The sequence below is a fragment of the Mesorhizobium sp. M0227 genome, assembly GCF_040321855.1.
In the GTDB taxonomy this organism is placed as follows: domain Bacteria; phylum Pseudomonadota; class Alphaproteobacteria; order Rhizobiales; family Rhizobiaceae; genus Mesorhizobium.
Window position 1 is genome coordinate 74283 of record NZ_JAMYSJ010000008.1, and the last position, 24087, is coordinate 98369.

The 24087-nt window shown below is 62.3% G+C and carries 29 protein-coding genes; 22 read left to right on the top strand and 7 right to left on the bottom strand.

Translation table 11 applies throughout. The features are described 5' to 3' along the window. Window positions 1–7: 7 nt before the first annotated feature. Window positions 8–1066: a CapA family protein gene (locus NKJ00_RS13340; RefSeq protein ID WP_023809780.1), complete on the bottom strand. Its 1059-nt coding sequence runs from the start codon at window positions 1064–1066 to the stop codon at window positions 8–10. A 106-nt stretch (window positions 1067–1172) separates the two neighbouring features. Here NKJ00_RS13340 and NKJ00_RS13345 point away from each other — a divergent pair, with 106 nt between their 5' ends. The 8 genes from NKJ00_RS13345 (at window position 1173) to NKJ00_RS13380 (ending at window position 10694) form a co-directional block, all read left to right on the top strand. Then, window positions 1173–2435: a hypothetical protein gene (locus NKJ00_RS13345; protein ID WP_023809781.1), complete on the top strand. Its 1263-nt coding sequence runs from the start codon at window positions 1173–1175 to the stop codon at window positions 2433–2435. 35 nt (window positions 2436–2470) lie between these two features. Then, window positions 2471–2725 carry a hypothetical protein gene (locus NKJ00_RS13350; protein WP_155930561.1) on the top strand — a complete coding sequence of 85 codons (255 nt, stop codon included), beginning with the start codon at window positions 2471–2473 and terminating at the stop codon, window positions 2723–2725. A 145-nt stretch (window positions 2726–2870) separates the two neighbouring features. Continuing rightward, window positions 2871–4493, top strand: a complete 1623-nt coding sequence (locus NKJ00_RS13355; protein WP_352630020.1) for a DUF2778 domain-containing protein — start codon at window positions 2871–2873, stop codon at window positions 4491–4493. A gap of 128 nt (window positions 4494–4621) precedes the next feature. Next, window positions 4622–7792 (top strand): excinuclease ABC subunit UvrB, encoded by a 3171-nt coding sequence (uvrB, locus tag NKJ00_RS13360; protein WP_352440381.1) that lies wholly within the window; start codon window positions 4622–4624, stop codon window positions 7790–7792. A gap of 388 nt (window positions 7793–8180) precedes the next feature. Further along, window positions 8181–9707 (top strand): ABC-F family ATP-binding cassette domain-containing protein, encoded by a 1527-nt coding sequence (locus NKJ00_RS13365; RefSeq protein WP_352630023.1) that lies wholly within the window; start codon window positions 8181–8183, stop codon window positions 9705–9707. A gap of 78 nt (window positions 9708–9785) precedes the next feature. Continuing rightward, window positions 9786–10064, top strand: coding sequence for a type II toxin-antitoxin system RelE/ParE family toxin (locus NKJ00_RS13370; protein ID WP_023809788.1), 279 nt, complete (start codon window positions 9786–9788; stop codon window positions 10062–10064). 27 nt (window positions 10065–10091) lie between these two features. Continuing rightward, window positions 10092–10400 carry a HigA family addiction module antitoxin gene (locus NKJ00_RS13375; protein WP_127268663.1) on the top strand — a complete coding sequence of 103 codons (309 nt, stop codon included), beginning with the start codon at window positions 10092–10094 and terminating at the stop codon, window positions 10398–10400. A 135-nt stretch (window positions 10401–10535) separates the two neighbouring features. After that, entirely contained in the window at window positions 10536–10694 is a 159-nt protein-coding gene (locus NKJ00_RS13380; protein WP_352553483.1) for a hypothetical protein, read from the top strand. Between the two features lie 23 nt (window positions 10695–10717). Here the strand turns inward: NKJ00_RS13380 and NKJ00_RS13385 are convergent, their stop codons facing one another. Further along, complete coding sequence (locus NKJ00_RS13385; protein ID WP_352610467.1) at window positions 10718–11332, bottom strand: glutathione S-transferase family protein; 615 nt, start codon at window positions 11330–11332, stop codon at window positions 10718–10720. A 236-nt stretch (window positions 11333–11568) separates the two neighbouring features. On the opposite strand from NKJ00_RS13385, the gene NKJ00_RS13390 reads away from it, so the two are divergent. After that, entirely contained in the window at window positions 11569–11997 is a 429-nt protein-coding gene (locus NKJ00_RS13390) for a VOC family protein (protein WP_023809793.1), read from the top strand. A 75-nt stretch (window positions 11998–12072) separates the two neighbouring features. After that, window positions 12073–12426, top strand: coding sequence for a DUF1428 domain-containing protein (locus NKJ00_RS13395; RefSeq protein ID WP_352630026.1), 354 nt, complete (start codon window positions 12073–12075; stop codon window positions 12424–12426). Between the two features lie 144 nt (window positions 12427–12570). Here NKJ00_RS13395 and NKJ00_RS13400 read toward each other — a convergent pair whose 3' ends face one another. Then, window positions 12571–14205: a tetratricopeptide repeat-containing sulfotransferase family protein gene (locus NKJ00_RS13400; RefSeq protein ID WP_352630028.1), complete on the bottom strand. Its 1635-nt coding sequence runs from the start codon at window positions 14203–14205 to the stop codon at window positions 12571–12573. A 127-nt stretch (window positions 14206–14332) separates the two neighbouring features. On the opposite strand from NKJ00_RS13400, the gene NKJ00_RS13405 reads away from it, so the two are divergent. From NKJ00_RS13405 to NKJ00_RS13435, 7 genes are all read left to right on the top strand, one after another. Then, complete coding sequence (locus tag NKJ00_RS13405; protein ID WP_352630030.1) at window positions 14333–14698, top strand: hypothetical protein; 366 nt, start codon at window positions 14333–14335, stop codon at window positions 14696–14698. A 219-nt stretch (window positions 14699–14917) separates the two neighbouring features. Then, complete coding sequence (locus NKJ00_RS13410; protein WP_023809797.1) at window positions 14918–15124, top strand: cold-shock protein; 207 nt, start codon at window positions 14918–14920, stop codon at window positions 15122–15124. Window positions 15125–15267: 143 nt separating this feature from the next. Continuing rightward, window positions 15268–15537 (top strand): hypothetical protein, encoded by a 270-nt coding sequence (locus NKJ00_RS13415; protein WP_023809798.1) that lies wholly within the window; start codon window positions 15268–15270, stop codon window positions 15535–15537. After that, window positions 15534–15815 carry a hypothetical protein gene (locus NKJ00_RS13420; protein ID WP_023809799.1) on the top strand — a complete coding sequence of 94 codons (282 nt, stop codon included), beginning with the start codon at window positions 15534–15536 and terminating at the stop codon, window positions 15813–15815. Before NKJ00_RS13415 ends, NKJ00_RS13420 begins: the two co-directional genes overlap by 4 nt. 34 nt (window positions 15816–15849) lie before the next feature. Continuing rightward, window positions 15850–15987 carry a hypothetical protein gene (locus NKJ00_RS13425; protein WP_164482279.1) on the top strand — a complete coding sequence of 46 codons (138 nt, stop codon included), beginning with the start codon at window positions 15850–15852 and terminating at the stop codon, window positions 15985–15987. Window positions 15988–16087: 100 nt separating this feature from the next. Further along, window positions 16088–16306, top strand: coding sequence for a hypothetical protein (locus tag NKJ00_RS13430; protein WP_127294949.1), 219 nt, complete (start codon window positions 16088–16090; stop codon window positions 16304–16306). A gap of 150 nt (window positions 16307–16456) precedes the next feature. Beyond that, a complete protein-coding gene (locus tag NKJ00_RS13435) occupies window positions 16457–18010 on the top strand; it encodes an EAL domain-containing protein (RefSeq protein ID WP_352630033.1) in 1554 nt (517 codons plus the stop codon). A gap of 31 nt (window positions 18011–18041) precedes the next feature. Here the strand turns inward: NKJ00_RS13435 and NKJ00_RS13440 are convergent, their stop codons facing one another. Next, a complete protein-coding gene (locus NKJ00_RS13440; protein ID WP_031212712.1) occupies window positions 18042–18458 on the bottom strand; it encodes a Kazal-type serine protease inhibitor domain-containing protein in 417 nt (138 codons plus the stop codon). Between the two features lie 494 nt (window positions 18459–18952). On the opposite strand from NKJ00_RS13440, the gene NKJ00_RS13445 reads away from it, so the two are divergent. From NKJ00_RS13445 to NKJ00_RS13455, 3 genes are all read left to right on the top strand, one after another. Further along, on the top strand, window positions 18953–19165 hold the full coding sequence (locus NKJ00_RS13445) for a cold-shock protein (RefSeq protein WP_006202520.1): 213 nt from the start codon (window positions 18953–18955) through the stop codon (window positions 19163–19165). A gap of 320 nt (window positions 19166–19485) precedes the next feature. After that, window positions 19486–19698, top strand: a complete 213-nt coding sequence (locus tag NKJ00_RS13450; protein ID WP_013530020.1) for a cold-shock protein — start codon at window positions 19486–19488, stop codon at window positions 19696–19698. 183 nt (window positions 19699–19881) lie between these two features. Beyond that, entirely contained in the window at window positions 19882–20310 is a 429-nt protein-coding gene (locus NKJ00_RS13455) for a BA14K family protein (protein WP_023809802.1), read from the top strand. A 127-nt stretch (window positions 20311–20437) separates the two neighbouring features. On the opposite strand, the gene NKJ00_RS13460 is transcribed toward NKJ00_RS13455, so the two are convergent. The 3 genes from NKJ00_RS13460 to NKJ00_RS13470 form a co-directional block, all read right to left on the bottom strand. Next, entirely contained in the window at window positions 20438–21076 is a 639-nt protein-coding gene (locus tag NKJ00_RS13460) for an MBL fold metallo-hydrolase (protein WP_352440472.1), read from the bottom strand. Between the two features lie 137 nt (window positions 21077–21213). Beyond that, on the bottom strand, window positions 21214–21531 hold the full coding sequence (locus NKJ00_RS13465; RefSeq protein ID WP_023809804.1) for a hypothetical protein: 318 nt from the start codon (window positions 21529–21531) through the stop codon (window positions 21214–21216). A 145-nt stretch (window positions 21532–21676) separates the two neighbouring features. Beyond that, entirely contained in the window at window positions 21677–22570 is an 894-nt protein-coding gene (locus NKJ00_RS13470) for a branched-chain amino acid aminotransferase (RefSeq protein WP_127297709.1), read from the bottom strand. A gap of 246 nt (window positions 22571–22816) precedes the next feature. Here NKJ00_RS13470 and NKJ00_RS13475 point away from each other — a divergent pair, with 246 nt between their 5' ends. Continuing rightward, entirely contained in the window at window positions 22817–23350 is a 534-nt protein-coding gene (locus NKJ00_RS13475) for a MarR family winged helix-turn-helix transcriptional regulator (RefSeq protein WP_027039379.1), read from the top strand. Then, complete coding sequence (locus tag NKJ00_RS13480; protein WP_013530014.1) at window positions 23337–24056, top strand: response regulator; 720 nt, start codon at window positions 23337–23339, stop codon at window positions 24054–24056. The genes NKJ00_RS13475 and NKJ00_RS13480 overlap by 14 nt, the downstream gene beginning before the upstream one ends. Window positions 24057–24087 lie beyond the last annotated feature (31 nt).

Sequence of the window (24087 nt, forward strand, 5' to 3'; positions counted from 1 at the left end):
CAGACGTTTAAGCGGGTACGCCTTGATCGGTTGGTGGAGAAGGGAAGATCGCTTTCAGTCGCCCCTCGACCTTGTCACGCACTCGGCCCTCCAAAGCCTCCACCAACACCAGCCGCTCATGGTCGCCGGCGCGCAGGCGCATGAAGGGATGCAGCCGGTAAGACGCGATCGTCCCGCGCGTACCGGCATCGGCACTGACATCGACAGTGAGGATAGAACCGATGCGACCCGGCCATGGCTGGCGGGCGAAGGCGGTGCCGAGGAAATCGCCAAGTCCATAAGCGACCACCGTCTTGTCGATCCTTTCCACCGGCTGCACGACATGGGCGTGATGGCCGGCGATCAGTCCGACGCCCTGCCCGGCCAGCCGCCTGGCCAGCGCCCGCGTCTCGGCACGCGGAAAATGCCGGAACTCCCAGTCCCAATGCGGCACGGCGCAGAGAAGATCCAAGCCAGCGCGCGGCCAGCCCGTCGGATCGCTGTCCATCGAAACGCGCCCCGCAAACAGTTTTTCATCGGCGTTGCGCCACAGCGTGAATGCGGCGAAGCCGATATCAAGCGGTCCGACCTGGACAGGCACCACCGGGCCATTGGCGGCCAGGCCGACCGTGCGGATGCCGAGCCGCTGCAACGCCGCCACCGTCTCGTCGAAACCGGCGACGCCCTGATCCAGCACATGGTTGTTGGCCAGCGACAGCACGAGCCTTTCTCGCGCAATACCAACCGCCGCCAGCGCCTCGGCCAGAAACAACTCGCTCATCGCATGATGCGTGCCGAGCCTTGTGCCCAGCGCCGCGCTTGGTCTGTCCACCACGGGGCTTTCGCAATTGCCGATCACCAGATCGGCAGCGCCGAGCAGCGCCTTGATCGCCGGATCGCAATCCGGCGCGCTGCGGTTGGCCACCGCCGAGATGTCCCCGACAAAGGCAAGCCGCATTGTCTGCCTCGGCGGCGGATCCATAAGCGTCCCAGCCATCAGCGCAAAGTCTTGCACGTCGCCGGCCAGAGACGGCTTCAGGAAACGCGGCAGCCAGGACAGTTTGTAGGAAAACGGATAATTCGACACGCGATGCCCAATTGTTTGCCCTGTGTAGACCGTCCGGCGGGCGGGTTGAAGCGCAGCGCTGCAAATGGTGTATATCTGCGCTGCGCGACAAATATTGGGGGAAAAGATGACACGACTGGCAGGCCTGCTGACCGCTTTCATTTTGCTCCTGCCGCTGTCTTCCGCGTCGGCGGCAATGCCCGAAGCGGCTACCCGACTGTTCGAGGCGAAGAGCGTGGCCGCGCGCGACGCTGCCCTGTCGATGCTGGAGGCCGCCGCGCCAAACGACCCGGCATCCGCCTATGCGGCCGGGGCGGGCGAGTTCTTCACCGCATTGGAGATCCTGGCCACCGGCCTGCACCGCCATGGTTTCGAAAGCCCGCAGTCCTTCATGCTGCCACTGATGCGGTTGCCGGTGCCCGACAATCCCAATCCCGAGCCGCTGACTTACGAGCAGTTCCGCGCCATCCTGGTCGGCTTCCGCGACCGGCTGGAAAAATCCGCGGCGACGTTTGCGTCGGTGCCGGCGAACGCCGATATCGGCATGGCGATCGATCTCACCCGTGCGGGCATAGACCTCAACGAGGACGGCACCATCGCTCCGGACGAGAGCATGGCGGCGATCATCGCCGCGTTGTCCCGTGGCGGCATTACATCGGACGACGCCGTCCCCACGCTCACCTTCCGTTTCGACCGCGCCGACGGGTACTGGCTGCAGGGCTATGCCGAGTTCCTGATGGCCCAGGCCGATTTCTGGCTGGCGCATGATTTCAGGAGCACCTTCGACGGCTCGTTCCACATGCTGTTCCCGCGCGCCAAGCTGCCGTTGCAGGATATTCTGGTGCCGCCGGCCGGCGACATGGGCTCGAGCATCTTCTCGTCGGAATGGCGCATCGCCGATTTCATCTCGATGGTGCATCTCATCAACTGGCCGGTGGTCGAACCGGAGCGCCGGCAAGCGGCGCGCCGCCACCTGCTGGAAATGATCCGGCTGTCGCGCGAGGACTGGAAGGCGATCCGCGCCGAGACCGACAATGACCGCGAATGGCTGCCTGGACCGCAGCAGAAGGGCGAGAACCCGCTCACCGGCCTCGAAGTCGGCGAGGAGCAGGTTCAGGCCTGGCTCGCCGCCCTGACCATGGCCGAAGATCTCCTGGAGGGCCGCAAGTTGCTGCCGCATTTCCGCGTCACCGCCGGCACGGGCCTTGGCATCAACATGAAGCGCTTCTTCGATGACCCGAAAAACTTCGATCTGGTGCTGTCGATCACCGGCCCGGCCATCGCGCCCTACCTCGAAAGCGGCGAGCTCGTCACCAGCAGCGATTTCGACCAGATCCAGCGCCAGTTCGGCGGCGGCGGGTTTCTGACCTTTGCGCTCTGGTTCAACTGAGGGCGGGATGTTGAGGCTCTTCCGCAGGGGAAATCTTGGCAAGACCGGCAACATTTTTACTGGAAACAGGCGCCTTTCCCAAGCGATGTCTGCTGGCAGTCACCTCACTGCAGATGCCGCGCGAAGGCGCTTCGCAAAAATTAGCAGCGGCTGTTTTGCTTGACTCGGCCGCCAAAAACAGGCAGCAAAACCAGGTCGGAAGGGCGACAACACCACTTTCCTGGCCGTGGACGAAGGCTGATTTGGCCAAAATCCACATCTCGTCGTTGGTTTTGAGAGGAATTGATTAACCAACTTTGTCCATATTTTGAAGCAATTGGCAACCAACTACAGACGCGGCAAACGCGTCGGGGACCACCTGGGATCACTCACAGAATGGTCGTCGCGGCTCTCAAGGCCACGTACGGGGAAACCGATTGAAGCGAGATTGGTTGCATGGCGTTGTTGAGTACACATAAAAAAAACCGGGGACAGCGTGAGGGCGGCGAGTTCGTCGATGCTCCGCGTTCCTCTTCCTTCAACGCTGGCCGGGTGGCCCGCTGGGTCGCACTGCCCTGCGTCAGCACTGCCATCGGCCTTTGGCTGATCGGCACCATGGCCGGCCTCAGTTCCGTCGGCGCCTCGCTGTCGGCGACTTCGGTTGGCCTGCCCCAGACGCTGTCCATGCCGGGATCGCTCGCATTTACCGATCCGCTGAAACAGCACTTCTTGAAAGCACCCTTCGTGCTGGCCAATGCCAATGGCGGCACTCAGGCCCTGCATGATCATTCGGTGCAGTGCGGTGCCAGCTGTTTCAAGCTGGCCAGGGTAAGCTCACGGGCGGAAAAGTCCGAACGCCTTGTAGCGCAGGCAAAGCCGATGCCAGCCGCCGTGAAGTCGAAGGCGCAGGAGCGCTTCGAACGCATGGAAGCGCCGCTTTCGCCGATGAAGCTGGCCGCTGCCTTTGCCGACGCCGGAAAGCCTGCCGCCACTGCCAACACGCGCCCGGTGATCTCCACCGTCGCACCGCGAATTGCCGAGGCGTCGCTGGTGCCGTCCGTCCAGGTCACGGCCAGCCTGTCCGATAACATGCCAGTTCCGGCGGCCGAACGTTTCGCCCGGCTGGATACCGGCTCGGTGGTCGTGCAGACCGCACCGCAGCCGATGGGCTTTGCCCAATCCGATACGCCGGACAATTCGCAGTTGGCGCTTGCCCTCGTGCAGTCGCTGCCGGCCGACGACGAGGCGTTCGCCTCACCGCTGCCGATCGAGGAATCGTCAGCCGATGTCGCGGTTTCACCCGTCGAAACCCAGCAGGATCAACCCGGCGATGCCGCCTCGCTGCCGGACGCGCTGACCGACGACGTGCCGTTGCCGACCCGCCGCCCGCAATTCGACCCGCCGCAGCCCAAAATCGTCCAGCAGCAGCCTAAGCCCGTTCAGCAGCCCAAAACTGTTCAGCAGCCCAAGCCCGCCCAGCAATCGAAGCCGGCACGCGAGACGGTCCAGCAGGCCCAGCCGGCAAAACCGACGCGGCAAGGACGGCCGGCCGATGGCGGCGATGTGCTGGCCTATGCTAAGCCCGACACGCCTTCGGGCGGCCTTGGCAAGGCGTTCAGAAATCTGTTCAACTCGCCGGGATCCAGAAGCGGAGCCGGAAATGGCGTCGCCGTCTACGATATCAGCGCCGGCACCGTCTACATGCCTGACGGCTCAAGGCTCGAGGCTCATTCTGGCATCGGCGCCATGACGGACCAGCCGCGTTATGCCGACCAGAAGAACCGCGGACCGACACCGCCCAACACCTACAATCTGTCGCTGCGCGAGACGCGCTTCCACGGAGTGGAGGCCTTACGCCTGACACCGGCCGATGGCCGCAACAAATACAATCGCGACGGCTTTCTGGCCCATACCTACCTGCTTCGAGGCCGCTACGGCCAGTCGAGCGGTTGCGTCGCCTTCAAGGACTATGCGCGCTTCCTCGCCGCCTACAAGAAGGGCAAGATCAAACGCCTTGTCGTGGTGCCGCGCCTGAACGGGTCGGCGACGCAGGTCGCATCAGCCGCCAGGGGCGTGTAGCGACAAGAGGCTTTCGGCCGCACCTTCCCGCCTGCTCCTGACAGCCTGCTGTCAGGAGCAGCGCTGTTCGGCACGCCTCTCCCCACCGCGCTCTTTCCATTTTGGCCAGGAAATCCCATATTCGGGACATGGCCAAATCCCCCGATAAGAAAACGCCGCCGACGGCGAACGACGACCGCGCCGCGCCGAAGCGGCGCAGCCCGCTGACCGATTTCCTCGACGCCTCCGAGCCGCTGCACAAAGGCGGTTTCGCCGAGATGCCGCAGCCGGAGCTCTCTGGCACGCCGCTGACCGGTTCGATCGCGGATTGGGCCGAGCAGATCGAGCAGGAAGCCGAAAACGAAGGACGTCTTGTCGGCAAGGGCGACGGCGGCAAATCGCCGAAGCCGTCGAAGAAGATACCCGAGCGCTCAAGCTCGCCGGGACGCAGTTCGCGCGGCACCTCGATGGGTGGCGCGGCGTCAGCCAGGGAGCGCACGGCAGCCGGCCTGAATCCGGTCGCTGGCCTCGACATCTCGCTGGAGGACGCCGAGACCATGGCCTCGGGCAGCGTCACCGCGACGGTGGCGGCACTGTCGGCGTTGATCGAATCCGGCAATCCGCTGCACAAGGACGGCGTGCTGTGGACGCCGCATCGCCCTGCCCGCCCCGAAAAATCCGAAGGCGGCATTGCCATCAAGATGGTTTCGGATTTCGAGCCGGCCGGCGATCAGCCGACCGCGATCAAGGATCTGGTCGAAGGCGTCGACAACAACGACCGGACCCAAGTGCTGCTCGGCGTCACCGGCTCCGGAAAAACCTTCACCATGGCCAAGGTGATCGAGGAGACGCAGCGCCCTGCCTTGATCCTGGCGCCGAACAAGACGCTGGCGGCGCAGCTCTATTCCGAGTTCAAGAAATTCTTCCCGGAAAACGCCGTCGAGTATTTCGTCTCCTACTACGACTATTACCAGCCGGAAGCCTACGTCCCGCGCACCGACACTTTCATCGAGAAGGAATCCTCGATCAACGAACAGATCGACCGCATGCGCCACTCGGCGACGCGTTCGCTGCTCGAGCGCGACGACGTCATCATCGTCGCCTCTGTGTCCTGCATCTACGGTATCGGCTCGGTCGAAACCTATACGGCGATGACCTTCCAGATGCAGATCGGCGACCGGCTCGACCAGCGCGCGCTGCTCGCCGATCTCGTCGCCCAGCAGTACAAGCGGCAGGACATCAACTTCGTCCGCGGCTCGTTCCGCGTGCGCGGCGACACGATCGAGATCTTCCCCGCCCACCTGGAAGACCGCGCCTGGCGCATCTCGATGTTCGGCGACGAGATCGAGCAGATCACCGAGTTCGATCCGCTGACCGGCCAGAAGACCGGCGAGCTGAAAAGCGTCAAGATCTACGCCAATTCGCACTATGTGACGCCGCGCCCGACGCTGAACCAGGCGATCAAGTCGATCAAGGAAGAGCTCAAGCACCGGCTGGTCGAACTCGAGCGCGCAGGCCGCCTGCTCGAGGCGCAGCGGCTGGAACAGCGCTGCCGCTTCGACCTCGAGATGCTGGAAGCCACCGGTTCCTGCGCCGGCATCGAGAACTATTCGCGCTATCTCACCGGCCGCCAGCCGGGTGATCCGCCGCCGACGCTGTTCGAGTACATTCCCGACAACGCGCTGGTCTTCATCGATGAAAGCCATGTCACCGTGCCGCAGATCGGCGGCATGTATCGCGGCGACTTTCGCCGCAAGGCGACACTGGCCGAATACGGCTTCCGTCTGCCGTCCTGCATGGACAACCGGCCGCTGCGCTTCGAGGAATGGGATGCCATGCGTCCGCTTTCGGTCGCCGTCTCGGCGACCCCTGGCGGCTGGGAAATGGAGCAGGCCGGCGGCGTCTTCGCCGAACAGGTCATCCGCCCGACCGGCCTGATCGATCCGCCGGTCGAGGTTCGCCCGGCCAAGACCCAGGTCGACGATGTCGTCGGCGAAATCCGCGACACCACCAAGGCCGGCTATCGCACGCTGGTCACGGTGCTGACCAAGCGCATGGCCGAGGATTTGACCGAATATCTACATGAGCAAGGCATCCGCGTCCGCTACATGCACTCCGACATCGACACGCTGGAGCGCATCGAGATCCTGCGCGATCTGCGCCTCGGCGCCTTCGACGTGCTGGTCGGCATCAACCTGCTGCGCGAAGGCCTCGACATTCCTGAATGCGGCTTCGTCGCCATTCTCGACGCCGACAAGGAAGGGTTTCTGCGCTCGGAAACCTCGCTGATCCAGACCATCGGCCGCGCCGCCAGAAACGTCGACGGCAAGGTCATCCTCTATGCCGACCAGGTGACCGGCTCGATGGAACGGGCGATGGCCGAAACCAACCGCCGCCGCGAAAAGCAGGTGGAATGGAACGAGGCCAACGGCATCACGCCGGAATCGGTCAAGTCGCGCATCTCCGACATTCTGGATTCGGTCTACGAGAAGGACCACGTCCGCGCCGACATTTCGCAGTTCACCGACAATGCCGGCGCCATGATGGGCAACAACCTCAAGGCCCATCTCGACGCGATGGAAAAGCAGATGCGCGATGCCGCGGCCAATCTCGACTTCGAGAAGGCGGCTCGTATCCGCGACGAGATCAAGCGTCTGCGAGAGATGGAACTGTCCATCTCCGAAGACCCACTGGCCAAATACGCCGATATGGAAAGCCCGGCCTCGGGTCGCGAAAAAGGCAAGCACAACAAGGGTGTGGCCAAACACCGTACAGCTGAGGAACAGGAGCGTTTCCGCAAGCTCGACGCGGCACAGGCCGCAGAGGAAGCCGCCAGGGCCGCCCGGCCCAACCTCTTCCGCAAACCAGCGCTCGACGAAATGGGCGCCGATGGCGCCGTACCGGTAAAGAAGCCGCTGTTTGCCAAGCCTTCGATCGACGATATGGGCCCTGGCACCGACATGACGACACCGTCAGGCGCCGTATCGCGCTCGCTGTTCAAGAAACAGTCGGCGCAGGAAGCGCACGGCTCCGACTTCGGCATTCCGGGCGACGCCACCAAGCCGCTGTTCAAGAAGAACTCGCTGGATGAGATGACGGTCAGGCGCACGGAAAAGCCGGTCGAAGGAAAAGTGCCGGCCAAGCCACAGCCGATCTCCCCCCAAGTGGGGGAGATGTCCGGCAGGACAGAGGGGGGCGCGAAGGAACACGACGGCAAACCAATCGTCCGCCAACGCGCCGGCATCGGCTCCTACGAGGATCCAAGCGACGCTCGCCGCGAAAAGCGCAGGCCCGGCAAGACCGGACGGCCGGGGAAGTAGTTCATTCAAACGCCGGCAGGACAGCGCCCCCCTCTGTCCTGCCGGACATCTCCCCCACGAGGGGGGAGATTGGCAGCTTCACCGCATCGCTCCCTCCTGGACCGCCCACTTGCCACCAGCCTCGCCTTTGGTGTAATCGCTCCGCACACTCGAACGTCTTGAAAGGAGGGCTCACGTGTTTACGTTTCATCGTCACCATCGTCAGCGTGGCCCGATTTCTGCCCTGCGAGCTTGCTTGCAGGGCTGACCAGGGACGGTCCGGGTTTTCCCGCTTCGATTTTTTGGTCTGCCCTTCGTGGTGTTGCAACGCCGAGCCTGATGGCCAGCCTGCGCACCGTCAAAGTGCATTGAACCGGACTTTTCCTCCGGCAAGACCAGAGAAATCAAAATGGCCCTGATCAGCCTCAAATCCCTCGGCGTCACCATGAGTGCGCCGCTGTTTGCCAATCTCGACCTCACCATCGGCTCCGGCGACCGGCTCGGCATTGTCGCCGCCAATGGCCGCGGCAAGTCGACCTTGCTGAAATGCCTGACCGGCGAGATGGAGCCGACCTCCGGTGACATCACCCGCACGCGCGGCCTGCGCGTCGGTCATGTCGAGCAATCCGTTGCCCCGGCCCTTCTCACCCGCAGCTTCCATCAGGTAGTGGCCGACGTCTTGCCGCCCGAGCAGGCTGAAAGCGAGCTGTGGCGCGTCGACGTGGTTCTCGATTCACTCGATGTGCCGGAGCCCATGCGCGAGCGGCCAATGCAGGCGCTGAGCGGCGGCTGGCAGAGGCTGGCGCTGATCGCCCGCGTCTGGGTGACAGATCCGGACGTGCTGCTGCTCGACGAACCGACCAACCATCTCGATCTGGCCCGCATCAGCCAGCTCGAAACTTGGCTGAACACGCTGCCGCGCGAAGTGCCGGTCGTCATCGCCAGCCACGACCGGGCCTTCCTCGACGCCACCACCAACCGGACGCTGTTCCTGCGCCCTGAACAGTCGCCGGTGTTTGCTCTGCCCTACTCCCGCGCCAGACAGGCGCTCGACGACGTCGATGCTTCGACGGAGCGCAAGTTCCAGCGCGACATGAAGGTGGCGCAGCAATTGCGCCGACAGGCGGCCAAGCTCAACAACATCGGCATCAATTCGGGCAGCGATCTGCTGACGGTCAAGACCAAGCAACTCAACCAGCGGGCCGAAAAACTAGAGGAAGCGGCGAACCCGGCGCATCGCGAGAAGTCGGCGGGTGCCATAAAACTGGCCAATCGCGGCACTCACGCCAAAGTGCTGATCACGCTCGACGACGCGGCGGTGGAAACGCCCGACGGCACGCTGCTGTTCAGGACCGGCAAGCGCCACATCTGCCAAGGCGACCGCATCGTGCTGCTCGGACGCAACGGCGTCGGCAAGTCGCGCTTCGTCACCTTGATCCGCAACGCCATCATCGAACCGGACACGTTGCGGAATGTGAAGGTGACGCCGTCGACCGTGCTCGGCTACAGCGACCAGGCGCTGTCCGGCATCAGCGGCGACGACACGCCGCTGGCGCTGGTCTCGCGGCGCTACGATATCGGCGAGCAGCGCGCACGGTCGTTGCTGGCCGGCGCCGGCGTGGTCATCGAGATGCAGGAGAAAAAGATCGGCGTGCTGTCCGGCGGCCAGAAGGCGCGGCTGATGATGCTGGCGCTCAGGCTCGCCGATCCCAACTTCTATCTGCTCGACGAGCCGACCAACCATCTCGACATCGACGGCCAGGAAGCGCTGGAAGCGGAACTGCTGGCACATCAGGCAAGCTGCGTGCTCGCCTCGCACGACCGCTCCTTCATCCGCGCCATCGGCAACCGATTCTGGCTGATCGAGAAGCGGAAGCTCACCGAAGTCGAAGACCCGGAGGATTTCTTCCGCTCGGTGGTTGAAACGGCAGGATGAGGCCAACGGAGTCGACTGGCATGTAAATTATTTGCTTACAGACCTTGTTTTTTGTAAGCAATCTGTTTACATATACCGATGATCAAGTCCTTCAAGAACAAGGCGCTGTCGGACCTCTTTCAAACTGGAAAGACCGGCAAGATCGACGCCAAGATGCACAAGCGCATTCTTGTCCGGCTTGACCGCCTGGAAGCTTCGGAGAAGCCGGAGGAAATGAACCTTCCCGGCTTCGATTTCCACCCGCTGAAAGGCTTCGATCCAATCCGCTACACGGTCCACGTCAACGGTCCGTGGTGCATCACATTCGAGTTCGACGGCAAGGACGCCGCCCGCGTCGATTTCGAGCAATATCACTGAGGCGGCCAGACTGGAGAAGTTCGACTTATGACCGTGCACGAGCCGACGCGTCCTATTGAGCGTTGTCCCTCCCACCCGGGAGCGCTGCTTGAGGACATTATCCCGGCAACTGGAAAGACCAAGGTGGAAATTGCAAATCTGCTCGGGATCTCCCGGCAGCAGCTCTATGACATCATCCGCGAAAAGAAGCCGGTTTCGCCGGCTGTGGCCGCTCGCCTCGGGAAGCTGTTCGGCGACGGCGCCGCGATTTGGCTTCGAATGCAAGCGGCTTTCGATGCTTGGCACGCAGAGCGTGAAGTTGATGTTTCAGCGATCCCTACGCTCAGGGTTGCGTAGGTCCGCACGGCAGCATTCGGACAGACCATCAGACGCCGCGATAAAAAATCTCGACGGTCTGTCGGATAGCCTCAGCCCGTCGCGTCCTTGGGATGCCGACACGATGATGCCGGCGCCAACCCAGGGAGAATTATCATGTCGGTTCTTTCATCCATCGGTCGCGTCGCAACCCGATATGCGGCAGCGCGCGCTCGTCACCGCAGCGAGCGCATCCTGCTTTCACTGCCAGCCTCGCTGCGCAAGGATATCGGCTTTCCGGACGTCTTCGACGCGCAAAACAACCGTCGCTATTGACGCCGAATGTCACGAGGTGCTGGTCAGTCATGCGTATCGCCTGAAAGCGGCGTCGCCTGCATCGATACGCGCTTCTCGAAAGCGTCGAACCAGCGCGTCAGCCGCGCCCGTGAGCGAAAAGGCGGAAGGTGGCGGAACGCCATCCAGGACAGCGTCGTGGCCAAGGCTATATGGCCGACATGGAGCGGTGCCTCGTCGTCCAGCGTGCTTTCGATCCAATCGTAGCTCGCCTCGATCTTTTCCCGGTGTCCGTCGGCGAGAGCGCTATAACGCAGCTGTTCGGGTCTTCTTTCCGTCTCCCAGCGCAAGGCTATACCCGTCTGAGCCAGGCCTTGGGCAACCGACTGCAGCCGCAACGCCTGCCAGCGCGCCTCGCCGCCCTGCGGCAGCAGCTTGCGGCCGTCATGCAGTGTGTCGAGATAGGCGCAGATGACATCGGAATCGAACATCGGCGACGCGTCGGGCCGCAACAGCACCGGCACTTTGCCGAGCGGATTTTCGGCGTAGACGCGAGCATTGCGCAAGGTCGGACTGGTCTCGTGATGAATGACCTCGAGCCGATCGGCAATGCCGACCTCATGAGCGAAGACGAGCGCCTTACGCGCGAAGGGTGAGTGGGTCTGATAGTAGAGGATCATTGCCATCCCGGGGTTGAAGCGGCGTTCGCGTCCAACTGTTCTAGCCCGCGAGCAGCGAGAATTGCGCTCTGATTGGGGGCCGCCGACGCAAGTTCGTTTCAGGCCTCTCGCTCGAGCCCGCGGGCTGTCCGGGATTATCAAGGGCCGACCGCCAAAAAAAATTCGCCGCCATGTAGGATCGCCGCCGCCTCATCCGTCCTTTGGCTCGCAAGGCCAAACGCAAAGAGGAACAACAAATGACTGACCAGACCCCCGTTCAGCCCGCGGCCAAAGTGCTCGGCGGATTGACCCCCTATCTGCAGTTGGATGGCGCCTTCAAGGCTGCCGAATTCTACAAGAAGGCCTTCGGCGCGGAGCAGGTCTTTGCCTATCCGGCGGACGAAAAAGGCCGCACCATGCACATTCACCTCTACATCAACGGCTCGACGCTCATGCTCTCCGATTTCTATCCGGAAAACGGAATGCCCGCCGTCAAGCCGCAGGGTTACACAATGCAGCTTCACCTCGGCAGCGACGATATCGAAGCCTGGTGGAAGCGCGCCGTCGATGCCGGCTGCGAAGTCGCCGTGCCGCTCCAGGTCATGTTCTGGGGTGATCAATGGGGCAATATGCGCGACCCGTTCGGCGTCGAATGGGCGATGAACGCGCCGGTGAAGAAAGCCTGATCTGCCGCCGATGGCCCGAGCCCCTCACCGGCCAGCGCCGGTGAGGCCCCGTGAACTTCCAGGAGGAGATCCAAAATGTCCTATGTCGATAGTTTCGTACTTGCCGTATCCAAGGCAAAACTCGATGACTACAAGAAGCTGGCCAACCTCGCAGGGCCTATCTGGAGGGAACATGGCGCGCTCGCCTATGTCGAATGCATCGGCGACGACGTGCCCTATGGCGAGGTCACGTCCTTCCCGCGTGCCGTGCAGGCCAAGGACGACGAGATCGTCGTCTTCGCCTGGGCCGTCTATGAGTCGCGGGAGAGCCGCGATGCCGTCATGGCCAAGGTGATGGCCGACCCGCGCTTGAAGGCCGATTGGGCGGACATGCCGTTCGACGGCAAGCGCATGATCTTCGGTGGCTTCAAGCCATTCATTGAGCTTTGAGCAGCCGGTAGCGATTAGAAGAAGCCTCAGCTTCGTCATCCTAGGGCGAAGCAGGAGCGAAGCTCCGTCGCGAAGCCCCTAGGATGACGACGCGAGTGCTTAGGCCAATCTCTAAGGCCACGCGATCAGCTAGATAGCGTTGCACTAATCCAGCTTGTCCAGCAACGGCTTGAGCCGGTCTCCATAGCGCTTCCACAGATCGACCGACCCCTGATACATCGGCTGGCGCACCTGTGCGGCTGAAGCCGTGCGAACCGGTCGGTCGGTTTCGTGGAACGATAGTGCCGCATCGTCCCAAGGCAGGCCGAGATGAGCGATCAATGCCCGCGTCTGTCCGTCCTGGTCGGCGACAAAATCCTCGTAGCGTACATCATGCACGACGCCCGGCAGCACCGTGTGCCAATGCTTCATGATGTCGGTGTAGAGATTGTGGAAGTCGGCGAGCTCGCCGAGATCGTAGCCATAGCGATGGCTGTCGCCGCGGAAATGCACCTTGTAGATCGACAGGCAGGTGGCCGCCGCATCGCGCGCGCAGTGGATGATCCTGGCCTTCGGCATCATCATGTGGATGAAGCCGACAAGCAGGAAGTTGCCCGGCATTTTGTCGGTGACGTGGCGCATGTTCGGATAGCGGGCATGCAGCATGTCGAGATAGGCTTGGCCGGCCTCGGCAAAATCCGCATCGCCCATATCCGATACGCCCCAGGGGAAGCCACCCGGCATGGTCGCCGGGAACTGCCTGCCGACCGCCTTCTTCAAGATGCTGAGCTCGCCTGCGCCGTAGACCTGCGGATGGCTGGCAATGATCTGTTCGACCAGCGTCGTGCCCGAACGCGGCATGCCGACGATGAAGATCGGCGTGTCGTCGCTGATTGAGCTGGGCCTGTGCTTCTCGAAGAAGCCGGCATCGAAGGTGGCCTTCATCGCTTCGAACTCGGCCCGCGTCCTGGCCTGATCGTAGTCGATGCCTTTGCGGCGGATCGCATTGCCTTCGGCGAAATAGTCGAAGGCCCGGCCATAATCCCTGAGATCGTCATTCGCCTTGCCGAGTCCGAAAGACAGCTGCATGCGTGCCAGGCTGTCCTGCGGCGCCTTGGCATGCTGGGCCTCCATGCCCCCAAGCTCGCTGTCGCGCTCCTTCTGGCGCTTGACCTGCGTCAGCATCAGCCAGGCTGTGGCCATGGCGGGATTGATCGCCAACGCCTGCCGGAACAGGTCGGCCGCCTCGTCGAGCTTGCCCTTTTCCATCAGCCCGACGCCGAGCCCGTGCAGCAGGTCGGCATCCTTGGGCCGGATCGTCAGCGCTTCGCGGAAGATGGCGAGCGCCTCATCCAGCCGCCCGGCTTCCTGCAGGGTTTCGGCAAGCCCGATGCGGGCGCGCACATGAAATGGGTTGCGTGCAACCGTGCCGCGATAAATCTCTTCGGCCTCTTCGAACTGGCCGACCTGCTTCAGCGATGAGCCGAGATTGTCGCGCGCCGCGAGCTGGTCCGGCCGCAGATCCACCGCACCGCGGAAGAAATCGATGGCCGCAGCAGGGCGGCCGAGGTCGCGCATCACCGTACCGAAATTGTTGAGAAAATCGGGATTCGTCGGCTGCAGGCTCACCGACCGTTCGATGAGATCCAGCCCTTCTTCGCTGCGCCCGGTCTGGTGCAGCAGCAGTCCCAGGAAATGCGCCGCGGCCGCATGCTTGGGCTGACGCGCCAGCACCTGCCGGTAGATCGTCTCAGCCTCTTGCCGGCGCCCCGCCTGATGCAGTTGTAACGCCTGCTGCACATACTGGTCGAGGCCCAGCGGCGGCTGTCCGCCTGCGCCAGACCTGGCTCCCGCACCCGCCGCTCGTCTTTGATCTCTGTTGATGGGAAACCTGCCGTGTTTTATCCGCCTGTGGCGATCTAGGCCATTGGCGCGCCAGGTTCAAGGCTTCGCTTGCTGTCTCGCCCTTTCGTCGGCGCGGAAAGATCAAATCAGGCGATTGGTCTCGGCAACCTGCCTGGCACGCCGAACCGTTCCATCGGTGTCGGCGATCCTTCGCTTTGCCGCCTCGTCACTTCTGACAGTCAGCCGCGGCGACAGGACAACCATCGGCTTTGCCATTACCGGCTTTGCGACCGGCGTGATCGTTACGGGGGTGCCTGTTGGCGTCTTTACGGACATCTCGAGGTCTCCTTCTTCAACTCACAAGAAAAATGAAAATACCGGGAGAATTATTCCCGCTAATCTTCAAACAGTTTTTGAATTGTATGAATTTGTATCATCATTTTTCTGATAGTTACAGCGCGCAATTTTTTGAATGAAGCCCAATTTTATTTTAAAACGCCTTGATTAAATTACAACAAAGGCCTATCTGTACAGGATCGCTTTGGGCCAGAATTGGCATCTCGCGGCGTCAGAGGTTTTCGACCCGCCAATCTCATTCCAAATCATCGATACCGGGCGCGCGGCATATTCGCTCCGCGCGACCATTCTCATTCTTCGAAAGACCGACATGAACACCGGAACCGTGAAGTTCTACAATGGCCAGAAGGGCTTCGGCTTCATTCAGCCGACCGATGGCGGCAAGGACGTCTTTGTCCATGTCAGCGCACTGGAGCGCGCCGGCTTCCCCGGCCTCGCCGAAGGCCAGAAGCTGCAGTTCGAGTTGGAGCGTGACACCAAGGGCCGCGAGTCGGCCGCCAATTTGCAATTGATCTGATCCGGCCGAATTCGATGAACGCTGACCACGGATGTACTGGCAGCTCTCGAAAGCGGCTTATTTCCAGCGACAGCCGGAAATAGGAAAGCGGGGCTCGTCCCCGCTTTTTTGTTTTCAGGACCGCTGCTTTGCATAGGTAGACAATGCCGGACCGCACCACCCACTCCATCGCGCACTTCACCGCACCTTTCGTGCTCGGCGGACTGGAAGGGCAGCTGCCGGCCGGCGACTACGACATCGACCACGACGAAGAGCTGATCGAGGGCATGTCGCGGCTTGCCTGGCGCCGCGTCGCCACTTTCATCCATCTGCCGGCAAGGGCAGCGAAAAACCCGCCCACCAGCCAGCTTGTCGCCATCGATTACCTCGAACTCGAAACAGCGCTGAAGCGCGACAGGGAGAATGCAGCATGATCCGTTTCCAGCAGAATGCGCGCCCGCGCACCGACACGCCCGCGCACCAGTTTTCGATCGGTCAGACCGTGCGCATGAAGAGCCGCACCGGCCTCGTCCAGAAGACCGCCGAACTGTTCCAGATCAAGAGCAGGCTGCCGGTCAAGGATGGTTCGCCGCAATACCGCATCCGCAGCGAGCAGGAGACCTATGAACGGGTCACCACCGAAGACAATCTCGAACCGGCAGATCCGGTTGTTGCCGGCAACCCGGTTGTTGCCAGCAACCCGCTCATCTGAGACCCCACCGCCAACACTGAAGCAGGAGCACGACATGTCCAAAGGTCAACAGCGAAGCAACCGCGAAACGCGCAAGCCGAAGAAGGACAAGGTCGTGGCCAAGCCCGCCTCCCCGTTCGGCTCCTCGGTCAAGCAGGCGGAGAGCAGCCTGAAGCCGAAGTCGAAGGGCTGACAAACTGGAGGGCGCGCCTCGTGCGCCCTTTCCGTCGTCCCTCTGTGAGGGGACGAATTGACTGGACAGGCCTGCGCAATGCTCTGCCACGGAGGCGCGCTTGAATTTCGTCATCGAGTTCTACCGGTCGCGCGACGCCGACGAAGCCACTCTCGACAAGGTATCACTGGAGGCGCCGAACCTGCGCGCCGCGCTGCAGGGCGCCACCGCGCTGTTCCACACGCTGGCCATGCCGCAAATCCCCGATCGCCTGCGCATCTGCGACGACAATGGCTGCGAGCTTTACGCCGGCCCGGCCGACGGCGCCTATCCGGTTTAGAGCGGCGGTGCTGCCCCACGACTCCATTAAAGTTCACGTAAGATCGAGGCCCTAAGATCCGCCTGAACCGGGCCGCTGCCACGATTGGTGGCCGAGACGTTTGCGGGCGACCACCCACGATCGCCGCTCATACCCGAAGGCAGGAGGCGCATGGACAGGTCGCGCATCATCGTGACGGCGGTGGTGTTGGCCATGCTGGGCGCCATCGTACCGATAGCGGCTATGTTTCATCTCGCTTGGCTTCAGGCCGTCCAAAAGGAACATGAGCGGCTGCAGTTGTTCGCCAGCCGCGCCATCGCCAGGGCCGACATCTCGCTCAAGGATGCGACCGTCGCCTTGCGGCAGATCGACCAGTTCACCGGCGTCCGCTGTTCGGCGGACCATATAGCCCGCATGCGGCAACTCACCATCAACACGCGCCCGATCGAAGAGATGGGCTATTTCGAAAATGGCCTGCTCAAATGCTCTTCCTGGGGACTGACTGAAGGGCGCGTTGCGCAATCCATCCCGGACTTCACCACCAGGGACGGCATTGCCGTCACCGCCCGCATGCAGCCGGTGATGAGCGAGGACCATTTTCTGATGGCGCTGCAATACAGGGACCACAATGTCCTTGTCGATCCGGTACGCTTTGTCGACGTCATCGTCGATCCCGGTGTCCAGCTCGCTTTGACGACGCAAACGGGCATCCTGCTTGGCGCGCTGAACGGACCGGATCCCGCCCGCATCGAGAAGATCGTCGCCGGCCCCGGCGAAGGCATCGATGACGATCTCCTGTTTGCCACGGCGCGCGAGACGGGCTGGATCGCTGTCGCCACCGAACCGACAAGCCAGATCCTGGGCAGCGTTCGCCAGCAGCAATTCCTGCTGCTCCCGCTCGGCGCCTTCATGGCCGCCTTCATCATCGGCATGGTTGTGTGGCTGTCGCGAAGGCGGCTTTCGCCCTTGGGAGAATTGCAGATCGCCATGCGCAAGCGCGAATTCATCGTCCACTATCAGCCGATCGTCGAACTCAGGACCGGCAATTGCATCGGGGCGGAAGCGCTGGTGCGCTGGAAGCGGCCGAACGGTTCCCTCGTCCGGCCCGATCTCTTCATTCCGCTGGCGGAAGAGAGCGGCCTGATCACGGCGATCACCGATCAGGTCATTGCGATGGTTGTGTTCGACCTGAACAGGCTTCTGGTCGCCGACCGCTCGCTTCACATCGCCATCAATCTCAGCGCAACCGATGTCGGCACCGCGCGGGTCCTGCCTATCATCGAAAAGGCGTTGCAGCACACCGGGATCCGGCCCCAGCAAATCTGGCTCGAGGCGACGGAGCGAGGTTTCGTCGATATCAACTCGGCCCGCTCGACGCTCGTTCGTGCCCGCGAACTTGGCCACGCAGTGGCAATCGACGACTTCGGCACCGGCTATTCCAGCCTGTCCTATCTCGAGGGGCTGCCGCTCGATGCGCTCAAGATCGACAAATCGTTCATCGATACGATCAGCACGAATTCCGCCACCAGTTCCGTCACCCCGCATATCATCGACATGGCCAAGACACTAAAGCTGAAGATCGTTGCCGAGGGCGTGGAAACGCAGGCGCAAGCCGACTACCTCGCGGCGCGCGACGTCGACTACGCCCAGGGCTGGCTTTTCGCCAGACCCATGCCCGCGTCCGAGTTCATCGCCTACTGTCGCCAGGTGAAGCCGACGGCTTGACGCCTGTCGTCCTCAACAAGGCGCATCGTTCTCAGCACGGCCCGTCGCCAACGACGCGATAGTCCGCGGCGCGGGCTTCGCAGGAATTGGGGAAGGTGCGCATCTCGCCATGACGGCGGCCGCAGACCGGAGCATATTCGCGGGTGCAGAACGTCTGCTCTTCACCGCCACCGCCACCGCCACCGCCGCCGTCGCGGCACGGGCCGTCGCGCACGATGCGGTAGCCGGCCCGGTCGGCAAGACAGGCATTGGCGAAGGTCTGGCGGTCGCCGCCGCGGCGGGCACAGACCGGCTCGTACTGCTTGCTGCAATATTGCGGTTCGGGCCGTGGCGGACGCGGGCGCGGCCCTGGTCCCTCATCGACGACGACGGTGCAGGCGGCAAGAATTGCCGACAGCAACAGGATGGCAAAACCCTGCCGCGAAAAGATTGCCGCCAGAAATTTCATGATGATCTCCCACGATCGCGTCCCCGGTTATCGATCCTCGCCATTCCCTTGCCAAATGCAACCCCCCGTTTGGGCCCCGCAACGACGACGGCGCCTGGCCCGCAAGGGGGGGTAGCGCGCCGCCGATGTCTGGCCCATTCGTGGGCTGGCTTTGGCCGAAGACCCGACCGGCAAGCAAGCCTATGCCGAGCCCATCGATGCCCAAGTCAGTCGATCCTTGCGTCGGGATGCGCCCAGTGTGGCGGCCCGCGGCGGTATCTTGCAACCATCACGTTTCCGTGCGATAAATTCCGTGTTCGGGCATTTGCGACCCGGAGAGCGGAACGTTTTGGACGACCTTTCCCCGATACTGTGAATCTCTGACGGCCCCGTTTTCGGCGGGGGGTTTGACCATGCGCCAATGCATGACTGCCGAAGCAACCACCGGGAACTGCCCTTTGCGCCAGGCGGCGGGCGGGACCACCAAAGACTGAACGGGTGAAGGAGTTTCCCCAATGGCCCAGACCGGCACCGTTAAATTCTTCAACGCGACCAAAGGCTTCGGTTTCATCACGCCCGATGGTGGCGCCAAGGATGTGTTCGTCCATATCTCCGCGATCGAAGCCTCCGGCTTGCGCACGCTCGTCGACGGCCAGAAGGTCACCTTCGACGTCGAGCCGGACCGCATGGGCAAGGGCCCCAAGGCCGTCAACCTCCGCGCAGCCTGAGCCATCGGCGCGCCGCATGTCACTCGGACGTGCGACGGAGGCTCCATGCCTGCACCTGGCCTGGAGAGGGATCTGAATTTTGAAAGGCGCGGCGATCTTCGTCGCGCCTTTTCCTTATCGAAGGCGCGGGCCGGTGATGTCGCCCAAGCCGCCAGGTTCTGGGCAACGACTTGCATAAAAACAAAGACCCAAAGCGCGCCGCAACGTGCTTTAGACGCCCGCAAAACTTTCCCTTGCCGATGACGCTAAAATAAAGGACAAATTTCCACTCGGGCATTTGCCGGCCCGAGACTGGAGTTTATGGGACAAAGGAGCTTCCCATGCCGCAGACCGGCACCGTCAAATTCTTCAACCATGCCAAGGGCTTCGGCTTCATCACGCCCGATGATGGAGCGAAGGATGTTTTCGTCCATATTTCAGCCGTGCAGGCGTCCGGTCTTCCCGGTCTCGAGGATGGCCAGAAAGTGTCGTTCGACACCGAGCCGGACAAGCGCGGCAAGGGTCCCAAGGCCGTCAACCTGTCGGTCGGCTGAGCCGGCTTCAAACCGGCGATCCCAGGCAGATCGCTCCCTTGAGAGCCTATGATTTTTGACGTCTGTTTTGAATAGACACGTAAAAATCCGTTCAGCCCCCGTTCAGCCACGGTCGCATATTAGTCTTCGGTAAAGCCGGACCGCATCCCCGAAACTACACGGGCCGGCACGAAGGAGATCGACATGAACCGAATTTTCAAAACCGCCGTCCTGGCCGCTGCCGTGGTCGCTACCACGCTCACGGCCTTGCCCGCCGCCAATGCGCGCGACTGGCGCCGTCATCATGGCCATCATGGCAACGGCGATGCCATTGCCGCCGGCGTGCTCGGCCTCGCGGCCGGCGCGCTGATCGGTGGTGCATTGGCCAATGACCGGCCGCCGCCCGGCGCTGACCGCTACTACGATGACGGTTACGATCGTGACGTGGTGATACGCCCGGCCCCGGTGCGCCGCTACTATGCGGAGCCGCGGGTGGTCTACGCCGATCGTTATGCCGAGCCATGGACGCGTGACTGGTACGAATACTGCTCGGACCGCTACCGCAGCTTCAATTCCCGTACCGGGACGTTCACCGGCAATGACGGCGAACAGCATTTCTGCACTGCCAATTAAACCAAGGGCTTCCCTGCCCCCAAAACAGAAAAGCGCTGACCGCAAGGCCAGCGCTTTTTTGTTGTGGTCCCTACAATGTCAACGGTCGCTTGAGGCTGATGAAAACAGCTACGGTTCCGAGCCTGGTTCAAGTCAAAAAAGGGTTGATCCGCCTCTCCTCGCCAAAACGTCCGCCGGGACCGTGGCCACAGATGAAGCCGATGTCGTCGCCGAGCGGCAGGAGCTTGTCCTTGATCGAAGCGATCAGCGCCGCGTGGTCGCCGCCCGGCAGGTCGGTGCGGCCGACCGAGCCGCGGAACAGCACGTCGCCGACATGGGCGAACTTGGCCGCGCGGTTGTAATAAACAACGTGACCTGGTGCATGGCCGGGGCAGTGCAGCACCTCGAACACATGGCCGCCGAACGACACGGTCTCGCCTTCGGCCAGGAACCGGTCGGGCACGCAGTTACGCGCTCCGGCGATGCCGTAGCGCTTGCCCTGGTTTTCCAGATTGTCGAGCAGCGACTTGTCGGCCTCATGCGGACCGATGATCTCGACGCCGAGCGCCTCCTTCAACTCCATTGCGCCGCCGGCATGGTCGATGTGGCCATGCGTTATCCAGATAGCCCCGGCTGAGATCGCATTGTCCTTCAGCACCGCCAGCACCTTGTCGATATCGCCGCCAGGATCGACGACGACGCCATGCTTGTCATCCATGTCGAACAGGATGGTGCAATTCTGCTGGAACGGTGTGACCGGCACGATGCCGGCATTGAGCTGACCCATGATCGTCCTTTCGATGTTCACGGGTGATGTAGAGGCGCGGACAAAGGGCGTCCACCCTCGAAAGACGAACATCGGTAGCTCCGAAAACGGAAATGGGCGGCCGAAGCCGCCCATTTGAAAAGACCGAAACGGCCTGCCTACTTCTTCATGGCGCCCATGACCGCGCCGAGAATGGCGGTCAAGATCGCGCCGCCGCCGGCGCCGCCGACGATGTTCTGCAGGTTCAGCGCGCTGCCGAGACCGCTCGTTGCTGCTGCCGCAGCCGCCGGATCGACCGCACCGCCACCCAGCAGGCTGCCGAGGATCGCCGCACCGCCGACGCCGCCAATGGCTCCGCCCAGGATTTTGGGAAGCTGACCCATCGCCGCCGTCTTGAGCGCCGCACCGACCGCCTGACCACCGATGACGCCAGTAATCACCTGTATGATGATCGGAAGAAGCGTGTTCATGTCCATATGATTAGTCCCTCCATAGCTGTCAGCCTCCCGGGCCGACACCATCATGAGACGCCGAATTGGACGAAAGTCAAATGCAGAAACGCTGAAATAAAAGGGGCGGCCCGAAAACCGCCCCTACTTCCTAAAAAAGCTGTGACTTTCGTTATTCTGCGGCGATCGCGTGCTTGGGCTGAACGGCCGCAGAATAGTCATTCATAAGATTCTTGGCTATTTCGCCGACCTCGAATCGGTAAGGCCCGATCTCGGAAACCGGCGTCACTTCCGCTGCCGTCCCGGTCAGGAAGCACTGCTCGAAGCTTTCCAGCTCTTCCGGCAAGATGGCGCGTTCAATCACCTCCAGGCCGCGATCCTTGGCCAGCCCAATGACCGTGCGGCGGGTGATGCCGTCGAGGAAGCAGTCGGGCTTGGGTGTGTGAATCTTGCCCTCCTTGACGAAGAAGATGTTGGCTCCGGTCGCTTCGGCGACCTGGCCACGCCAGTCGAGCATCATGGCGTCGGCATAGCCCTTGGCCTCGGCGGCGTGCTTGGACATGGTGCAGATCATGTAGAGGCCGGCGGCCTTCGACTTGGAAGGCGCGGTGCGCGGGTCGGGCCGGCGCCATTCCGCCACATCGAGACGGATGCCTTTCAGCTTCTGCGCAGGATCGAAATAGCTCGGCCATTGCCAGATGGCGATGGCGCAGTTGATGCGGTTGTTCTGCGCCGAGACGCCCATCTGCTCACTGCCGCGCCAGGCAATCGGCCGGACATAGGCGTCCTGGAAACCCTGCTTCTTGAGAAGCGTGGAAGAGGCGTCGTTGAGCTCGGCCACCGAATAGGGGATATTGAAACCGAGCAGGCGTGCCGATTCATGCAGGCGCTCGGTGTGTTCGTTGAGCTTGAAGATCTCGCCGCCATAGGCACGCTCTCCCTCGAAAACGGCGCTGGCGTAATGCAGCCCGTGCGTCAGCACATGGATCTTGGCGTCACCCCATTGGACGAATTCGCCGTTCATCCAGATGAAGCCATCGAGTTGATCGAAGGGAACGGATGCCATGGTAACCTCCCACGGGCGGCAGCCCGGATAGTTGTATCGTTGTGTGTTTCGTGTCGGCCGCCCAAAGCGGCTTTTATGGTGGAGCGTAGGCGGATAATTGCGCTCTGGCAAACTTAGGAAATTCCGGAAAAACCGGCTTCCCTTGCCTTTTCGTTCGCAATCCGCCCAAAAGCTTGTCAAAAATTACCATTGCAGGGAAATTACGTCAATAGTACTGACATAATCTCTCTTTCCCACGGAGAAATAATGACGGATCGAAGCCCAGCCGCCGGAAAACCGATCAGGACCGCGATGTCGGTCGAGGACGGCATCGACTTCGCCATCATCGAGCTGCTCTTCTTCGCCTATCGTGACTTCACCTCCGATCCGGACCAGATCCTGGCCGACTACGGCTTCGGCCGGGCCCACCACCGGGTGCTGCATTTCGTCAACCGCAGGCCGGGCCTGACGGTCGCCGAACTGCTCGACGTGCTGAAGATCACCAAACAGAGCCTGGCCCGTGTGCTCAAGCAGTTGATTGACACCGACCATGTCGTGCAGTTGCAAGGTCCGCGCGACCGCCGCCAGCGCGAACTTTATCCGACGGCCAAGGGCCGTGCGCTGGCGCTGGCGCTGGCGCGGCCACAGTCGCGCCGCATCCATGCTGCATTGGGGGATTCCGGAGTAACCGAACGGACCTTGGTGGAACGGTTCCTCGAAGCGATGGTCAATCCGGAACTGAGGGCGCAGATCGACGTTGGGTCCGCAAAAATGTCAGGGAAAAGCCATGGAGAGCACTGAACGGGTCGATCACGCGGCCGCACCGGACGACGACGCGCCACACCTGCTTGTGGTCGACGACGACACCCGAATCCGCAATCTTCTCAAGCAGTATCTGACCGAAAACGGCTTTCGCGTCACCGTCGCCGGCAATGCCGGCGAAGCCAGGCGCAAGCTTGCCGGCCTCGACTTCGACCTTCTGGTGCTGGACGTCATGATGCCGGGTGAGACGGGCGTCGACCTGACCAAGTCGCTGCGGGCCGAAAAGAACGTACCGATCCTGATGCTGACGGCCCTGTCGGAGACCGACAGCCGCATCTCAGGGCTTGAGGCCGGCGCCGACGACTACCTGCCGAAGCCGTTCGATCCGCGCGAGCTGATCCTGCGCATCAACAACATCCTTCGCCGTGGTGGCCCGGCGACCACGCCCAAGGTCGAGCAGTTGGTCTTCGGCCCCTACACCTTCCAGATCGCCCGGCGCGAATTGAAGCGTGGCGGCGAGGCGCTGAAGCTGACCGACCGCGAACAGGAGATCCTGGCGATCTTCGCGGCAAGGGCCGGCGAGACGATACCCCGCCACGAGCTTGTCGGTGACGATTCGGAGGTCGGCGAGCGCACCATCGACGTCCAGATCAACCGGCTGCGCCGCAAGATCGAGCGCGATCCGTCCAACCCGGTCTGGCTGCAGACCGTGCGCGGTATTGGGTATCGGCTCAGCGTGGAATAGAATGCCGCCTGCGGCCTGCTGAGCGGCTGCG

What these genes read in the sequence shown, in the direction of transcription:
- NKJ00_RS13385 (WP_352610467.1), bottom strand. Translation starts at nt 11,332, where the DNA reads ATGATCCTCTACTATCAGACCCACTCACCCTTCGCGCGTAAGGCGCTC.
- NKJ00_RS13475 (WP_027039379.1), top strand. Translation starts at nt 22,817, where the DNA reads ATGACGGATCGAAGCCCAGCCGCCGGAAAACCGATCAGGACCGCGATG.
- NKJ00_RS13425 (WP_164482279.1), top strand. Translation starts at nt 15,850, where the DNA reads ATGTCCAAAGGTCAACAGCGAAGCAACCGCGAAACGCGCAAGCCGAAG.
- NKJ00_RS13450 (WP_013530020.1), top strand. Translation starts at nt 19,486, where the DNA reads ATGCCGCAGACCGGCACCGTCAAATTCTTCAACCATGCCAAGGGCTTC.
- NKJ00_RS13440 (WP_031212712.1), bottom strand. Translation starts at nt 18,458, where the DNA reads ATGAAATTTCTGGCGGCAATCTTTTCGCGGCAGGGTTTTGCCATCCTG.
- NKJ00_RS13375 (WP_127268663.1), top strand. Translation starts at nt 10,092, where the DNA reads ATGACCGTGCACGAGCCGACGCGTCCTATTGAGCGTTGTCCCTCCCAC.
- NKJ00_RS13455 (WP_023809802.1), top strand. Translation starts at nt 19,882, where the DNA reads ATGAACCGAATTTTCAAAACCGCCGTCCTGGCCGCTGCCGTGGTCGCT.
- NKJ00_RS13355 (WP_352630020.1), top strand. Translation starts at nt 2,871, where the DNA reads ATGGCGTTGTTGAGTACACATAAAAAAAACCGGGGACAGCGTGAGGGC.
- NKJ00_RS13480 (WP_013530014.1), top strand. Translation starts at nt 23,337, where the DNA reads ATGGAGAGCACTGAACGGGTCGATCACGCGGCCGCACCGGACGACGAC.
- NKJ00_RS13465 (WP_023809804.1), bottom strand. Translation starts at nt 21,531, where the DNA reads ATGGACATGAACACGCTTCTTCCGATCATCATACAGGTGATTACTGGC.
- NKJ00_RS13445 (WP_006202520.1), top strand. Translation starts at nt 18,953, where the DNA reads ATGGCCCAGACCGGCACCGTTAAATTCTTCAACGCGACCAAAGGCTTC.
- NKJ00_RS13390 (WP_023809793.1), top strand. Translation starts at nt 11,569, where the DNA reads ATGACTGACCAGACCCCCGTTCAGCCCGCGGCCAAAGTGCTCGGCGGA.
- NKJ00_RS13420 (WP_023809799.1), top strand. Translation starts at nt 15,534, where the DNA reads ATGATCCGTTTCCAGCAGAATGCGCGCCCGCGCACCGACACGCCCGCG.
- NKJ00_RS13470 (WP_127297709.1), bottom strand. Translation starts at nt 22,570, where the DNA reads ATGGCATCCGTTCCCTTCGATCAACTCGATGGCTTCATCTGGATGAAC.
- NKJ00_RS13345 (WP_023809781.1), top strand. Translation starts at nt 1,173, where the DNA reads ATGACACGACTGGCAGGCCTGCTGACCGCTTTCATTTTGCTCCTGCCG.
- NKJ00_RS13365 (WP_352630023.1), top strand. Translation starts at nt 8,181, where the DNA reads ATGGCCCTGATCAGCCTCAAATCCCTCGGCGTCACCATGAGTGCGCCG.
- NKJ00_RS13410 (WP_023809797.1), top strand. Translation starts at nt 14,918, where the DNA reads ATGAACACCGGAACCGTGAAGTTCTACAATGGCCAGAAGGGCTTCGGC.
- NKJ00_RS13370 (WP_023809788.1), top strand. Translation starts at nt 9,786, where the DNA reads ATGATCAAGTCCTTCAAGAACAAGGCGCTGTCGGACCTCTTTCAAACT.
- NKJ00_RS13395 (WP_352630026.1), top strand. Translation starts at nt 12,073, where the DNA reads ATGTCCTATGTCGATAGTTTCGTACTTGCCGTATCCAAGGCAAAACTC.
- NKJ00_RS13460 (WP_352440472.1), bottom strand. Translation starts at nt 21,076, where the DNA reads ATGGGTCAGCTCAATGCCGGCATCGTGCCGGTCACACCGTTCCAGCAG.
- uvrB (WP_352440381.1), top strand. Translation starts at nt 4,622, where the DNA reads ATGGCCAAATCCCCCGATAAGAAAACGCCGCCGACGGCGAACGACGAC.
- NKJ00_RS13380 (WP_352553483.1), top strand. Translation starts at nt 10,536, where the DNA reads ATGTCGGTTCTTTCATCCATCGGTCGCGTCGCAACCCGATATGCGGCA.
- NKJ00_RS13435 (WP_352630033.1), top strand. Translation starts at nt 16,457, where the DNA reads ATGGACAGGTCGCGCATCATCGTGACGGCGGTGGTGTTGGCCATGCTG.
- NKJ00_RS13415 (WP_023809798.1), top strand. Translation starts at nt 15,268, where the DNA reads ATGCCGGACCGCACCACCCACTCCATCGCGCACTTCACCGCACCTTTC.